At 66.5% G+C, this 14,025-nt stretch carries 13 protein-coding genes; 3 read left to right on the forward strand and 10 right to left on the reverse strand.

Features of this window, described 5'->3' with window-relative positions:
* Positions 1-119: 119 nt before the first annotated feature.
* From M1L58_RS14190 to M1L58_RS14200, 3 genes are all read right to left on the reverse strand, one after another.
* Positions 120-743, reverse strand: a complete 624-nt coding sequence (locus M1L58_RS14190) for a SipW-dependent-type signal peptide-containing protein (protein ID WP_248659373.1) — start codon at positions 741-743, stop codon at positions 120-122.
* 328 nt (positions 744-1,071) lie between these two features.
* A complete protein-coding gene (locus M1L58_RS14195; RefSeq protein WP_248659374.1) occupies positions 1,072-2,499 on the reverse strand; it encodes a cutinase family protein in 1,428 nt (475 codons plus the stop codon).
* Between the two features lie 522 nt (positions 2,500-3,021).
* Complete coding sequence (locus M1L58_RS14200; protein WP_248659375.1) at positions 3,022-5,073, reverse strand: heavy metal translocating P-type ATPase; 2,052 nt, start codon at positions 5,071-5,073, stop codon at positions 3,022-3,024.
* 201 nt (positions 5,074-5,274) lie between these two features.
* Here M1L58_RS14200 and M1L58_RS14205 point away from each other — a divergent pair, with 201 nt between their 5' ends.
* The gene (locus M1L58_RS14205) at positions 5,275-6,864 is read left to right on the forward strand and encodes an HNH endonuclease signature motif containing protein (RefSeq protein WP_248659376.1); all 1,590 of its coding nucleotides are present in this window, start codon (positions 5,275-5,277) and stop codon (positions 6,862-6,864) included.
* A 627-nt stretch (positions 6,865-7,491) separates the two neighbouring features.
* Here the strand turns inward: M1L58_RS14205 and nadC are convergent.
* The 4 genes from nadC to M1L58_RS14225 form a co-directional block, all read right to left on the reverse strand.
* Positions 7,492-8,394, reverse strand: a complete 903-nt coding sequence (gene nadC / locus M1L58_RS14210; protein ID WP_248659377.1) for a carboxylating nicotinate-nucleotide diphosphorylase — start codon at positions 8,392-8,394, stop codon at positions 7,492-7,494.
* Positions 8,395-8,408: 14 nt separating this feature from the next.
* The gene (gene nadA / locus M1L58_RS14215; protein ID WP_248659378.1) at positions 8,409-9,473 is read right to left on the reverse strand and encodes a quinolinate synthase NadA; all 1,065 of its coding nucleotides are present in this window, start codon (positions 9,471-9,473) and stop codon (positions 8,409-8,411) included.
* Positions 9,474-9,651: 178 nt separating this feature from the next.
* The gene (locus M1L58_RS14220; protein ID WP_248659379.1) at positions 9,652-10,170 is read right to left on the reverse strand and encodes a DUF1990 family protein; all 519 of its coding nucleotides are present in this window, start codon (positions 10,168-10,170) and stop codon (positions 9,652-9,654) included.
* Entirely contained in the window at positions 10,167-10,442 is a 276-nt protein-coding gene (locus M1L58_RS14225) for a helix-turn-helix transcriptional regulator (RefSeq protein WP_248659380.1), read from the reverse strand. The genes M1L58_RS14220 and M1L58_RS14225 overlap by 4 nt, the downstream gene beginning before the upstream one ends.
* An 80-nt stretch (positions 10,443-10,522) precedes the next feature.
* Here M1L58_RS14225 and map point away from each other — a divergent pair, with 80 nt between their 5' ends.
* Both map and M1L58_RS14235 read left to right on the forward strand, forming a co-directional pair.
* The gene (map, locus tag M1L58_RS14230) at positions 10,523-11,293 is read left to right on the forward strand and encodes a type I methionyl aminopeptidase (protein ID WP_006868332.1); all 771 of its coding nucleotides are present in this window, start codon (positions 10,523-10,525) and stop codon (positions 11,291-11,293) included.
* Between the two features lie 32 nt (positions 11,294-11,325).
* Complete coding sequence (locus M1L58_RS14235) at positions 11,326-12,078, forward strand: NUDIX hydrolase (protein WP_248659381.1); 753 nt, start codon at positions 11,326-11,328, stop codon at positions 12,076-12,078.
* Here the strand turns inward: M1L58_RS14235 and M1L58_RS14240 are convergent.
* The 3 genes from M1L58_RS14240 to bioB are packed head-to-tail and all read right to left on the reverse strand — an operon-like array spanning position 12,041 to position 13,990.
* Positions 12,041-12,667, reverse strand: a complete 627-nt coding sequence (locus M1L58_RS14240) for a DUF2567 domain-containing protein (protein ID WP_248659382.1) — start codon at positions 12,665-12,667, stop codon at positions 12,041-12,043. The two genes, M1L58_RS14235 and M1L58_RS14240, sit on opposite strands and share 38 nt — an antisense overlap.
* Positions 12,664-12,903 (reverse strand): biotin synthase auxiliary protein BsaP, encoded by a 240-nt coding sequence (bsaP, locus tag M1L58_RS14245; RefSeq protein ID WP_005198868.1) that lies wholly within the window; start codon positions 12,901-12,903, stop codon positions 12,664-12,666. The genes M1L58_RS14240 and bsaP overlap by 4 nt, the downstream gene beginning before the upstream one ends.
* Positions 12,904-12,952: 49 nt before the next feature.
* Positions 12,953-13,990 carry a biotin synthase BioB gene (bioB, locus tag M1L58_RS14250; protein ID WP_006868329.1) on the reverse strand — a complete coding sequence of 346 codons (1,038 nt, stop codon included), beginning with the start codon at positions 13,988-13,990 and terminating at the stop codon, positions 12,953-12,955.
* Between the last annotated feature and the right edge of the window lie 35 nt (positions 13,991-14,025).

The raw sequence follows: 14,025 nt of genomic DNA on the forward strand, positions 1-14,025 counted from the left end.
AGCCGTCTCTCTGTGGTGCGGATTCGTTGGCAGGCGGTGCAACACATGTCGTGTGAAACCCTCGATCCGGCGGCGACCAGATGCGGGAAGGAGCGCCACGCCGCCGGATCGAGGACGACTCACGGGTTGTCGACGCTCTGTGCCTTCATCTCCCAGCGCGGGGTGACACTCGTGTCGACGAGGAGGTTCGGATTGGCGTTGGCCGGCAAGGTCACCTCGAAATCGATCTTCTTGGCCGTGGCCTTCGTGACCCGGAACGTCGTGGAGATGCCGCTGGCGCTCAACTGCTTGTTGTTCACCAGGGTGGTGCTCCCGTCCTTGATGGTCACATAGAGCGCCTGGGCGAGAGTGTTGGTCGCGTTCGCGGGAGCCTGGATCGTGACGTCGGCGTCCATGAAGCCCTTGGTCTCCTTGAGCCAGAAGCTTCCCTTCGTGGTCTGGCCCGGCATCAGGTTGATCGGATTCACTCCCGCCACAACCGGAAAGGAGATGACACCGGGCGCGGCGCTGTCCGCATACTCGTCGAAGTTGGTGCCGTCGACACTCGCCTGCACGTTCCATGCGGTGTTGCCGATACCGAAGGTCCCGGCACCGAAGACAGTGTCGTTCCACGCGGCGAGCGTGACCACGGCGCCGACACCGAGGACCGCACCAGAGGCGAGGATCGCCTTGCGCTTGCGGCTCTTGCGGTTGCGCTCTTCGTCGGTCAGGGGGGCGCTGGTGGGGGTCTGGTTGTTGGTCATCTTCCGTCCATCATTCTGCGGGGGCGTAGCTCATTGCCACTCACGAGTAAATTAGATTGTTTTGCGTTTTTTGTTACCAGTTCTTGCAGATCAATCGTGTGAAGTGACTCCCCGCCTTTTGGTCATATGTACCGATTTTTTGGATACGCCCGTTGTCTTATTTGTAGACCGTTCGGACTATTTCTTCGATGGTCGTTCGACCCACTTCGTTAGTGTCCCGAAATTTACGACAATGACCATTGCGATAATGACAATAAGCATTGTTATTCGAGACAATGATCATTGATATTTCGACAACAATTATTGGTAAACCCGGCCGAACTGTCGACTACTCGGAGTCGCGCTCCACCTCCGCGCCGGCCTTGTTGATGGTGTCCGTCAGCCACAACCCGAGCCAGGAGATCGCGCTCCGGCCCGCCTCGTCGACGACGAGCTTGGCGTAGTTCGTGTGCGAGTTGCCGGAGTAGAAGTCCTTCGCGGTGACGGCGTCACGGATGAGCGACGCGGGGTCGACGACGGCCTGCTTCGCGACGATCCTGGCCAGCTCCTTGCCGAGCTCCTTGAACTCTGGCGAGATCAGCTCGGACAACACCCCGCCGCCCTTCTTCTCCCCCTCGTCCTCGTCGTCGGAGACATCGACAGCCGTATCCGCCACCAGGGAGGCGAACTCTTTGCCCAACTCGACAACCTCCTCGGCCGAGACCTCGGTGCCCGGCAGCGACGCGGCTCCGACGCGAGCACCCACCGATCCCGCCGCCGTCCACGTCAGCTCCTGGACCTCCCCGACCAGGTTCGCGGTCCGCTCGATGTCCACCCGGTCGAGCACACGGCAGATCGAGGCGCCGACCTTGGCGAGGCCCGTCTGGTCTGGGATGAGGTCGAGGATGCGGGCGGTCTTCGCGTAGTCGACCGTGTCCGCGAGCTTTACGAACGGGCGAAGCTGCGTATTCACCCGCCCCGCGACCTTGTGGGCCGAGCGGAGGTCCCCCACCCCGATGAGCTGCGGTAATCGACCGATATCGGCACCCAGACCGGCGTAGTCGATCCTGCTGATCGCGCCGATGACGTCGATCGCGGTCTCGACGGCGTCCGCCACCTCTTCTGCCCCCTCACTGAGGACGGTGCCGATCTTGCCCAGGACGGGATGGCGCCGTTTGTCGATCGAGCAGTAGAGGTCCGAGGGGGCGCAGATGCTCGTGACCTTCCCGGACAGCTTGCCCATCCCCTCGGGACGCGGGTCGGCGATCCCGATTCCGCGCGGCTTCGGACCCACGGTTTTCTGGCCGGCCGTTCCGTTGCCAGGGTCGGCGAGGAGGCCGACCGCGAGCACCTTGTCCGCTGGGATCGGGCCGTCGCCGTTGCCGATCGCTGCGGCGAGATCTCCCGCCGCATCCGCACCCTGGTTGTAGCCACTGATCGTGTATTTCAGGTCGGGGTCGGCTTCCGCCCGGTCGGCGAGCACCTTCGAGGCGTTCGCGATCGCGGTGGTCTTGCTGTCTGCGTACGTCCGCCCGTTGTCGAAGGCGCGGGCCATGTACGGGAGGAAGTAGATGGTCGCCGAATCGCCGTGTGCCCGCGCGATCGAGTCGGCCACCCCCGTCAGCGCGCCGGTGGCATGGGTCGGATCAGCAGCCGCATCCGCTTCCCAGGTTCCGGGAATGAAGAGATTGAAGGTGGGAACCGTCGGAGCCGGGGCGGCAACGCCGGCACCGGCACCGACGAATGCGGTTGCCGCAACACTCGCAGTGAGCGCCATTCCACCGAGACCAATGGCCCATTGGCGAGCAGATCGGGAGAGGCCGGAGTGAGACGAATCACCGATTGAGTCGCACGCATGGCGCGGCTTACGCGCAGAGGAAGAGTATTTCATGAGGGGATGTCACAAATCTTCACATCGTTGGGGGGATGAAACAACGGGCGCGAATGGAGGGGGCTTTCGTCCCCCTTTTCCTTGCCGTTGTTACTTGCCAGTAGATCTGAATATTCGACTATTCCGGGACGATTTCAAGAATCCGCGAAATTACTTTCGGCGCGCATTAGGACCCGATCCATATACGATCCTCAATGCAGTTGCGGCACAATGCTTTTCAGACGATGATGCCGGTAAGGCCGTCTTGGACAGATGACCCTGTGTGAGTGAGATCACCAGCGTGATGTCGCCGTTCTCGATGACAAACCCTCAGTGGCGCTCCTTCGCAGACACCACCGGGGCTCGGAACCGCCTGGCGACAGCGAGTCCGAGCCCTCGAGACGCCAGGCGTCAGTCACCAGATCGCAGTCATCGTGGCGCTTGTCGATCGGGAGACAGATCGAGCCGCCGGAGCAGTTGGGCATTGAGCGCGACGACAACCGTCGACACCGACATCAAGATCGCACCGACGCTCATCGGCAACACGAATCCGATCGGCGCCAACACACCGGCGGCAAGTGGGACCGAGATCAGGTTGTACCCGGCCGCCCACCACAGGTTCTGCACCATCTTCCGGTAGCTCGCCCGCGACAACTCGATCACCGAGAGCACCGACCGCGGGTCCGAGGACGCCAGGATCACACCCGCGGAGGCGATGGCGACGTCGGTACCGGCTCCGATGGCGATGCCAACATCGGCCTGCGCGAGTGCCGGCGCATCATTCACCCCGTCACCCACCATCGCGACCCGCTTTCCCTCGCGCTGCAGTTCGGCCACCTTTTCGGCTTTGTCCTCCGGACGGACCCCGGCGTAGACGCGGTCGATCCCCAGCTCCCGTGCCACATCCTCGGCCACCGCCCGCGCGTCCCCGGTGACCATCACGGTCTCGACCCCCCGGCGCCGGAGACCGTCGACCGCCTCGCGCGACTCCGGTCGCACCTCGTCGGTCAGCGCCAAGGCGCCGACGACCTCACCGTCGGCGAGCACATGAAGGATGATCGACCCCTCGTCGCGCCAAGTCCCGGCGATCGGGAGCCCTGAAACACCCTGCGTGTCGAGCAATCTCGGCCCGCCCACCGCGACGGACATCCCGTTGACGCGCGCCGAGACACCCACCGCGGGCGACGAGGTGAAGTCCTGCGCCGCCGACACCTTCAGGTCCCGAAGCCGGGCGGCCTCGACGATCGCAACCGCGAGCGGATGCTCGCTGTCCGCCTCCGCCGACGCGGCCAGGGCCAGCACCTCGTCCGATGTACGGCCGCCCGCCGGTTCGACGGCAAGGACCGTCGGAGCGCCACGGGTCAACGTCCCGGTCTTGTCGAAGAGCACGGCGTCGACCGACCGCATCGTCTCGAGGGCGAGCCTGTCGGAGATCAGCACTCCCCCACGCGCCGCACGCTCGGTCGCGATCGACACCACCAACGGGATTGCGAGACCGAGAGCGTGCGGGCAGGCGATGACGAGCACCGTGATCACCCGGACAACCGCCGAGTCCGGCATGCCCACCGAGGTCCAGACAACCGCGGTGACAATCGCCGCGGCGACGGCGAACCAGAAGAGCCAGCCGGCGGCGCGATCGGCGAGTCGTTGAGCGCGCGACGAGGAGGCCTGCGCCTGGGCGACGAGCCGCTCGATGCCGGCCAGCGCGGTGTCGTCTCCGATCGCGGTGACCTGCACCCGGACCGCCGAATCCGTGGCGACGGTCCCCGCGACCACGCGATCCCCGACCGATCGTCGGACCGGCCGCGACTCACCCGTGATCATCGACTCGTCTACATCCGTCGTGCCGTCGACGACTTCCCCGTCGGCCGGGATCGCTGCACCGGGGCGGACCAGCACCACGTCGCCCACCTCCAGTTCGGAGACCGGGACGGTAACCGTTCCGGCACCGTCGACCTTCTCTGCCTCGTCGGGCAGCAACGCGGCCAGTGAGTCGAGGGCGGATGTCGTCTGGGCCAGCGCCCGCATCTCGACCCAGTGTCCCAACAGCATGATCACGACGAGGAGTGCCAGCTCCCACCAGAAGTTCAGCTCGCTGTCCAACAACCCGAGACTCGCACCCCACGACGCGACGAAGGCAACAGTGATGGCCAGCCCGATGAGCAGCATCATCCCCGGGGCGCGGGACCGACTTTCCGCGACCGCACCGGTGAGGAACGGCCGGCCACCCCAGACGTAGATGACCGTGCCCAGTACCGGCGAGATCCACGCGACCCACCCGTGGTGAGGGAGCGAATAGCCGATCAGGTGGGCGAACATCTCGTTGAACGCCACCGTCGGGATCGCCAGTACCGACATGATCCAGAACAGTCGGCGGAACCGGCCGACGTGGTCGGCGTGACCGCCGTGTTCGCCACCAGCATGCTGGTGACCTTCGTGCGTACCCGTGTCGTGCCCGTGATGGGTCGATGTAGCACTCATGCGTCCGACTATATACCCCCTACCCGTATATCGTAAGAAGCAATATGGGCAGAGTCGGGCCCAGCACCCCAACCCCGACAACGGCATCCCCTTATCAGACGCCACCGATAAGTTCGGCGACCGATTGTTTTTCGATACTCGTTGCGCGTCAACAGGTTTGCGAGTACAGTCGAACATACATTCGCACAACGGCATCGGGGGGTGACCGTCTTGACCGAGATCTCGCAGTCCGGTGCCCCGGTTTCGCGCGCGTCTGAACTCGTGCAGGAATTGCACCGGATCACCGCCGAACTGCAGACCGCCGATCTGACGCAGTGCTCCGATTCCGAACTCGTCGACGTCGCCTCCGAAACCGAACGTGCCATCGCGCGACTGAGTTTCGCCGGTGACCGCCAGATCGTCGAAGCCACCGAACGAGACCTCCCCCACAAGACCGGCCACCGCAGCGTCATCCAGTTCATGACCCACCGACTGCGCGTCGCCGAACCGATCCGACGCCGCAACCAGATGTCGGCCACCGCAACCTTTCCCAGCCACACCGGCGAGCAGCTGCCACCTCAACATCCCGCCCTGGCCGAGGCATTCGCCGGTGGCCGCGTCGGACCCGCACACGTGCGAGCGGTCGTCGAGGTGCTCGAGCAGATCCCCCACGCCGTCGACCACGACGTAAAGGTCGCCGCCGAACGACAGATGGCCGAGATCGCTGTCGAGCACACCCCCGCCGACATCACCGCCCTCGGCGCACGCCTACTGGCCCACCTCGATCCCGACGGCACACTCGCCGACGACACCGACCGCAAGCGCCGCCGGAAACTGTCGGTCCACCGGCAACGCGCCGACGGCACCGCCAAACTCACCGCCACCCTCACCCCCGAACTCCTCGCCCGGGTCACCATGCTGCTCGCTGTGTGGGCCACACCCGGCATGAACAACCCCGACGACCCCGACTCCCCACACGGGTCAATCGAAGACGCCGACCCCGACACGGTCGCTGCTGCGGCCGAACGCGATGACCGCACCCCCGCCCAGCTCAATCACGACGCCTTCAACGCTCTGCTCAAAGCTGTCTTCGAGGACGGGCTCCTGGGTAAGAGTCACCGCGGGTTACCGACCCAACTGATCATCAAAGCCGACCTCAACGACCTCAGACGGGAAGCGGGGTTCGCCACCACCGCCACCGGCACCCTGATCCCCATCCCCGACCTCATCGACATGGCCGCCGACGCCCAGCCCTGGTTGGCGGTGTTCAAAGACGCCACCGCCGTCCCGCTGTACTTCGGACGCGGCAAACGCCTGGCCACCCGCGAACAACGACTGGTGTCTTTCGCCCGACCCGACGGTGAAAGCTGCTCCACCCCCGGTTGCGACCTCGCCGCCGCACATCTGGAAATGCATCACGCCCAACTCGATTGGGCCGACGGTGGACTCACCGACATCACCGACCTCGCCCCCGCCTGCCCGAAACACAACCGCATGGTCAGCAACCAACCCGGCGGCTACACCACCCGCATGGTGCGCGAAGGCCCCGACGAAGGACGCTGCGCCTGGCGACTCAACGCCGAACCCGGCGCACCACCCAACCCCGAACACATCAACCGGCGACCCGACATACCCCGCCGATTCGCCGAACACCTCAAACAAGTGCGCACCGAAATCCACGGACCCCAACCGGAGTCCGGCGATACCCCACGCCTACACTTGCGCGAGGTCATCGACCTCCGCAACGCCACACCTGCCGAACTCGCGGTCGCCTCAGCACTTCTCAACCACGCGTACGGGAACTCAGGGTAGGAACGTCGCCAGCCCTTCGAGGCTCGTCGACTTCGATACGCTCCTTCGTCGCTACTCAGCCCAGCGGCTACGCTCCTCACACCTCAGGGAGCGAGGTTGGCGCACCTCGCACGTCAGTACCCGCGGCCGGCGGGCCGGCCGTCGTGAGGCTCGAAAGGGTCCGCTCCCTGAGAAGCGTCCGGTCCCGACTGCCGAACCTCAACTCGACCGGCAGACGTCGATCGAAGTCTGCCTGTCGGGGTTGACGTCGACCGGTAGTTAGGTCGGCGACGGTGTCTCACCAGGCCTTCGAGGCTCGTCGACTTCGATACGCTCCTCCGTCGCTACTCAGCCCGGCGGCTTGCACTCCTCACACCTCAGGCAGCGAATTTTGGGTGCGTCGCGCTCTTTCGGATCAGGCAGCAGAGCTGGGCGCGTTGGGTTCTTTCGGATCAGAGAGCAAGGTTGGCGCACCTCGCACCTCAGGGAGCGTGGTTGCCGACTGCTGGTGCTCCTCGCGCGTCAGGGAGCGAAGATGAACGCGCCCTCAGGAGCGAGAGGGCTACGCGCGCAACCACTCTTGAGAGGTCCGTATGATGTTGTACCCGGAACCCGGGCACAACGTCATACAGATCAAAGCGCTCTCGACTACGGCGCGGGGATGTCCAGCCCGAGGTCGAGCACGGTCACCGAGTGGGTGAGCGCACCGACGGCGAGGTAGTCGACGCCCGTTCGGGCGTAGTCCTCGGCGACGTCGAGGGTCAGGCCGCCGGAGCTCTCCAGCTTGGTCTGCGGCGATTTCGTATTACGGCGCTGCACGGCCATCTGGGTTTCCCAGGGCTCGAAGTTGTCGAGCAGCACGAGTTGTGGCTCGAGCGGCAGAACCTCGTCGAGCTGGGACAGGGAATCGACCTCGACTTCGACCGGCAGACCCGGAGCCGCCGCCCGCACCGCTTCCAGCGCCGCTGCGACCGAACCGGCAGCAACGACATGGTTGTCCTTGATCAGAGCGGCGTCGCCGAGGCCCATGCGGTGGTTGACTCCCCCGCCCGCGCGGACCGCGTACTTCTGCAGCAGTCGCAGACCTGGGAGCGTCTTGCGGGAGTCACGGATCTGGGCCGACGTTCCGGCAACAGCATCTACCCACGCGCGGGTCGCGGTGGCGATCCCCGACAGATGGCAGATGAGGTTGAGTGCGGTGCGTTCCGCCGTCAGGAGCGCGGCCGTCGGAGCGTGGACGCGCAGGACGGTGTCGCCAGGTGCGACAATACTGCCGTCGGCGACGGCATCCGTCACCTCGAAGTTGCCCTCGCCGATGACCTCGTCGAACACCGCGAGCACCACCGGCACACCGGCGATCACGCCGTGTGCGCGGCTGACGATCGCGGCGTCGACGACAGCGCCGGCCGGGACGGTCGACGTCGTGGTGACGTCGGGGCCGTACCGCAGATCCTCGTCGAGCGCGGTGCGGATCAGAGCGCGGATCTCATCGTCGACGACCAGTTCCAGAGCGCCGCCGGCCGAGGCCTGCCCGATGAAACCGTCACTCACAGCAGAGCTTCCGGTCACTCGCCCGAACCCGGGTTACCGATGGCGATCATCCGCTCGACGCTCTTGCGAGCCCGTTCCGCGACGTCGATGTCGACGAAGACCTCGTCGCGACCCTCACGCAGGCAACGCAGCAGCGCAGCCGGGGTGATCATCTTCATGTAGGGGCACGACGCGCGGTCGTTCACGGCCTGGAAGTCGACGCCCGGGGCGGCCTTACGCAGCTGGTGCAGCATGCCGACCTCGGTGGCGACGAGAACCTGCTTGGCGCCGGTCTCACGGGCCGCGTCGAGCATGCCGCCGGTCGAGAGGATCTTCACGCGGTCCTCGGGCACCGCACCCTCACCCGCAAGGTAGAGAGCCGATGTGGCGCAACCGCATTCGGGGTGGATGAACAGGTCGGCATCGGGATGCGACGCGGCCTGGTCGGCCAGCTCGTCACCGTTGATCCCGGCGTGCACGTGGCACTCGCCCGCCCAGATGTGGATGTTGTCGCGACCGGTCTCGCGCTTGACGTGCGCACCGAGGAACTGGTCCGGGAGGAACAGCACGTCGCGATCGGGATCGATCGATGCGACCACGTCGACGGCGTTCGACGAGGTGCAGCAGATGTCGGTCAGGCCCTTCACCTCTGCGGTGGTGTTCACGTAGGACACCACGAGCGCATCAGGGAACTCGGCCTTCCAGGCACGCAGTTCGTCGGCGGTGATCGAGTCGGCCAGTGAGCAACCGGCGCGCTCGTCCGGGATGAGGACGCGCTTCTCGGGGCTGAGGATCTTGGCGGTCTCGGCCATGAAGTGGACGCCGCAGAAGATGATCTCGTCGGAGTCGACCTCGGCCGCGATACGCGACAGGGCGAGAGAGTCACCGACGTGGTCGGCGACGTCCTGGATGGCGGGAAGCTGGTAGTTGTGCGCGAGCAGGGTCGCGTTGCGGGCACGGGCGAGGCGTCGGATCTCGTCTGCCCACTCCTGGGTCGGTTCCACACCGGTGTAGCCGCCCGGTGCGTCGAACCATTCGGCATCGAGGAGCCCGGCTGCTGGCGCGGTCACGGCCGCCGGGCGATCACTGGTGATGCTCATTGCCACTCCTCTGGCTGTCCCGGCGGGCGTCTGCGACCACCGGGTCATCGGGTCCCCGGAGCACGGGCCGTGTGTCCGAGGCAGGGTTTTCGACTCATGGTCGAAAACGCTATGCATCGTAACATTCACCACACCCCGTTCATTCCCGTCGCCCTTCCGGCAGGTCACATACCGCCAGTCAAGAGCACATCAGGGCGTCGAGGTACCGATCGGTGATCCTCGCTTGCGCGAGCCGTCCGATCGGGCCGCCGAGCCGGGTGAACCAACGACCGGGCCGAGAGAACGCGACGATGTGCGCCACCACGGAGTCGTCCGGCCGTCGCTCGACCCAGAACCGCTCCTCCCCGATCTCGGGATGGCCGGACAGGGTGCCGTAGGCGAAGCCGCGCACCCCTGATTCGGTCGACGCCGAATCGATCACCTCGATGACCCGGCACGCGGCGGAGATCCCCACCGGCCCGAGCCCCAGCCGCATCGTCACCGTCGCGCCGACCTCGGCCGCCCGGGTCGAGGCGTCGACGCCGATCCCTGCGTGACGATGCATGTCCCAGTTGAGGATTCGTTCTGCAGCAGCAGTGAAGCACTCCTCGCCCGCACCGATCACGCGGGAGCGACGCAGATGGTGGTAGCCCGCCGGCAGCTCTCCGGCGGTCGCACCGACCTCGTCGTAGGTGAGGCCCAACAGATGCGGGGTCACCCGGCGCACGCCACCTCGGTGTCAAGGCCCGTGTCATCGATGACGCGGGCGAGGTCGTCGAGCGAGGTGCCCAGCGACCGCGCAAGCGCGGCGATCGTGGCGAACGCGGGCGTCGGCATGCGGCCCGTCTCGATCTTGCGCAGCGTCTCCGGGGAGATCCCGGCACTGACAGCCACCTCTCCGAGTGGACGGGCGCCTCGGAGTTCGCGCAGGCGGGCGCCCAGACGGCGACCTGCGGCGATCTGTTCCGGGGTCAACGGGTTGCGGACCATGCCCAGAGCCTAACCGATGCGGTATACATATACCGAGCGCCGTGGGATTTTTATACCGGACTACTACGAAGGGAACGAGAATGGTCGAGCTGAAGTCACCGTCCGAGGTCGACGCCATGGGGGTGACCGGCGCATTCATCGCGGACCTTCTCACCGACCTCGCGGAACGGGCCGACGTCGGCGTGAATCTCCTCGACCTCGAGCAGCGCGCCCGCGACCTCATCGCCGAGCGCGGCGCGAAGTCCTGCTACTGGGACTACTCACCCTCGTTCGGACGCGGCCCCTTCCGCAACGTCATCTGCCTGTCGGTGAACGACGCGGTCCTGCACGGGCTCCCCCACGACTACGTCCTGGCCGACGGCGACCTGCTGTCCATGGACATCGCGGTCTCGATCGACGGCTGGGTCGCCGACTCCGCCCGGAGCGTCATCGTCGGCACCCCCCGCCCAGAGGATCAGCGCCTCGTACAAGCGACCGAAGAGGCCCTGGCCGCGGCCATCGACGCCGCCCGTCCCGACGCCCGGCTCGGCGACATCTCCGCCGCGATCGGAGCCGTCGCCAAGTCCTACGGCTACCGCGTCAACACGGAGTTCGGCGGCCACGGCCTCGGTCGTACGATGCACGAGGACCCGCACGTGGCGAACATCGGCAAGGCCGGTCGCGGCATGAAACTGCGGCCCGGACTGACGCTGGCGCTCGAGCCCTGGTTCACGCTCGGCACCGAACGCATCAAGTTCGACGCCGACGGTTGGACGATCCGCTCGTTCGACGGCTCCCGCGGCGCGCACAGCGAGCACACCATCGCCGTCACCGACGGCGCGGCACGCGTATTGACGTCGCCGGTTCGCTGATCACTGGGCGGTGGACCCATACAATCGACGCCATGCCAGCCGCCGGGTCCGATCCCTCCAGTTCCGACGGCTCACCGGTATCGACCAACGGCGCGGTTCTGCGGGTCGAGGTCCTCAGCGTCGTCTTCCAGGTCCGCACCCCGCCGTCCGCGGACGGCAGTGACGTCCACCCTGCGCTCTGCGTGCTGCTCTCCCGCACCGACACCGAACCCGGCCGCTGGTCGCTGCCCGGCGGCAATGTCGCCGGTGACGAGAGGTTGTCGGTCATCGCCCGACGCCTCGTCGCCGACACGATGGACGTCCGCGACATCGCCCACCTCGAGCAACTGTCGGTCTTCTCCGATCCGGAGCGTGTTCCCGGCGTCCGCACGATCGCGTCGACCTACATGGGGCTCGTCCGCTCCGACAGCCCCGTGACCCTGCCCGAGGGCGCAGCCTGGTTCGCGGTCGAGGCGTTGCCGCCGGTGGCCTTCGACCACGCCGAGATCATCGACACCGCGCGACATCGGCTGGCGGCCAAGCTCTCCTACACCAACATCGCCTTCGCGCTGGCCCCGAAGCAGTTCCCGATGTCGGAGCTGTCGGAGATCTACTGCGCCGCACTCGGTTACCCGGTGGACACGACCAACCTGCTACGAATCCTGAGTCGACGAGCCGTGGTGGTGTCCACCGGTACCGTCGGTAAGACGGGCCGGTCCGGCGGGCGGCCGCCGGCGCTCTACGCCTTCGCCGACAACGAATTACGTGTCACGGATGAGTTCGCGACGCTGCGTCCGCCGATGTGAGGTCAGATCCGACCGGATCGCCGGCAAGGTGATCGTCGTCGAGGTCTCCGACGCCGAGGTCTGGCGTGCGTGAGGACAGCACGCAGACGAGGTAGATGAGCGCGAAGGCGAACGGCGCGCAAATGAGCAGCGTCCAGGGGGCGCTGTGTCCGGCGCGCGTACCGCCGTCGAGCCAGAGATCAGGCACCAGACGGTACACGGACTCCAGTGGGAGCCCGGTGATGTCGTCGTCGAACCGGAAGCCCGCCAGCCACATTCCGAGCTGTGCACCGATCGCCGATCCCGCCACCGTGCCGATTGCCGGGACCAGGAAGCCGGTGACGCCGCGCCACGGCGTCGCCGCAGCCCACGCGACAAGCGCGGCGATGCCGCCATAGGTGAACATGATCAGCGCGAAGGCGCCCACTCCGCCGAACTCGGTCGAGATGTCGTTGCGGGTCAGCCCCTTCAGGACGACGCCGGTGGTCGGTGGCGTCACCAGCGCCCAGATCGCGCCGGCGACCCCGCCGAGCACGATCACCGCCATGGTCGCCGTGAGCAGGGTGGTGACCGACCTGGCGGGACGCCGCCCGGACGTCCGATCGCTCACCGACGACCCAGCTCGGCCGAGTCGACCGTCCCGTGGCGGGAGCACCGGGCGCTCCAGCCGTCGGGACGCACCTGCACGACCATGCGGCGTCCGCACTGTCCGCAGAAGCGGGGCGGTTCAAGCCCCAGTCGCGCGGCCGGTGGGATGGCGTCGGGTGCCTGCAGTTCCAGTTCGAGGCCGGTGTACACACCGAACCTGCACGGTTCGGCGAGCGGTCCCGGGACGGTGTCGATCATGAGTGAACACGCTACCGATCGTCTGTGATTGTCGGGAGTGGCGGAGACGTCAGATCGTGTCGTTGAGCGACTTGATCGGCATCGACAGGTCGCTGAGGAGGTCGAGGTCGTCCTCCGCGGGCCGACCGAGCGTCGTCAGGTAGTTGCCGACGATGACGGCGTTGATGCCGCCGAGGATGCCCTGCTTGGCGCCGAGGTCGCCCAGGGTGATCTCGCGACCACCGGCGAAACGCAGGATGGTGCGCGGCAGGGCGAGACGGAAGGCGGCCACCGACTTCAGCGCCTCGGACGCCGGCAGCACCTCGAGATCGCCGAAGGGCGTACCCGGGCGGGGGTTGAGGAAGTTCAACGGCACCTCGTCGGGCTCGAGGGCAGCCAGATCGGCGGCGAACTCGGCACGCTGCTCGAGGCTCTCCCCCATGCCGAGGATGCCGCCGCAGCACACCTCCATGCCGGCTTCGCGGACCATGCGCAGCGTGTCCCAGCGCTCCTCCCAGGTGTGGGTGGTGACGACGTTCGGGAAATGACTGCGCGCGGTCTCGAGGTTGTGGTTGTAGCGGTGCACCCCCATGTCGCGGAGCTGGTCGACCTGCTCCTGGGTGAGCATGCCGAGGCTGCAGGCGATCTGGATGTCGACCTCATTGCGGATGGCCTCGATGCCGGCCGCGACCTGGCTCAGCAGACGCTTGTCGGGACCACGGACGGCGGCGACGATGCAGAACTCGGTTGCACCGGTTTTGGCGGTCTGCTTGGCGGCCTCCACCAGCGACGGGATGTCGATCCAGGCGCTGCGCACCGGAGAGGCGAAAAGACCCGACTGCGAGCAGAAATGGCAGTCCTCGGGGCAGCCACCGGTCTTCAGCGAGATGATGCCCTCGACCTCGACCTCCGGTCCACACCACTTCATGCGGACGTCGTGAGCCAACTGCAGCAGCTCGGTGAGGCGATCGTCGTCCAGACGCAGCACGGCCAGAACCTGCTCGCGGTCGAGAGGTTCGCCGCGCCCGAGCACCTGTTCGCGGGCGATGGCGAGGATGTCGTCGGATGTCTGTGCGTCGCGGGTCGTATCGACGGTTGCCTGGGTCACGGGCTGAACTCCTTGTACTGGAACTGATTTGGTTC

It is taken from the genome of Gordonia sp. C13, assembly GCF_023218005.1.
GTDB lineage: Bacteria > Actinomycetota > Actinomycetes > Mycobacteriales > Mycobacteriaceae > Gordonia > Gordonia namibiensis.

Coding starts and splice junctions, on each gene's coding strand:
- M1L58_RS14190 (WP_248659373.1), bottom strand. CDS start 743: ATGACCAACAACCAGACCCCCACCAGCGCCCCCCTGACCGACGAAGAG.
- M1L58_RS14195 (WP_248659374.1), bottom strand. CDS start 2,499: ATGGCGCTCACTGCGAGTGTTGCGGCAACCGCATTCGTCGGTGCCGGT.
- M1L58_RS14200 (WP_248659375.1), bottom strand. CDS start 5,073: ATGAGTGCTACATCGACCCATCACGGGCACGACACGGGTACGCACGAA.
- nadA (WP_248659378.1), bottom strand. CDS start 9,473: ATGAGCATCACCAGTGATCGCCCGGCGGCCGTGACCGCGCCAGCAGCC.
- M1L58_RS14225 (WP_248659380.1), bottom strand. CDS start 10,442: ATGGTCCGCAACCCGTTGACCCCGGAACAGATCGCCGCAGGTCGCCGT.
- map (WP_006868332.1), top strand. CDS start 10,523: ATGGTCGAGCTGAAGTCACCGTCCGAGGTCGACGCCATGGGGGTGACC.
- M1L58_RS14235 (WP_248659381.1), top strand. CDS start 11,326: ATGCCAGCCGCCGGGTCCGATCCCTCCAGTTCCGACGGCTCACCGGTA.
- bsaP (WP_005198868.1), bottom strand. CDS start 12,903: ATGATCGACACCGTCCCGGGACCGCTCGCCGAACCGTGCAGGTTCGGT.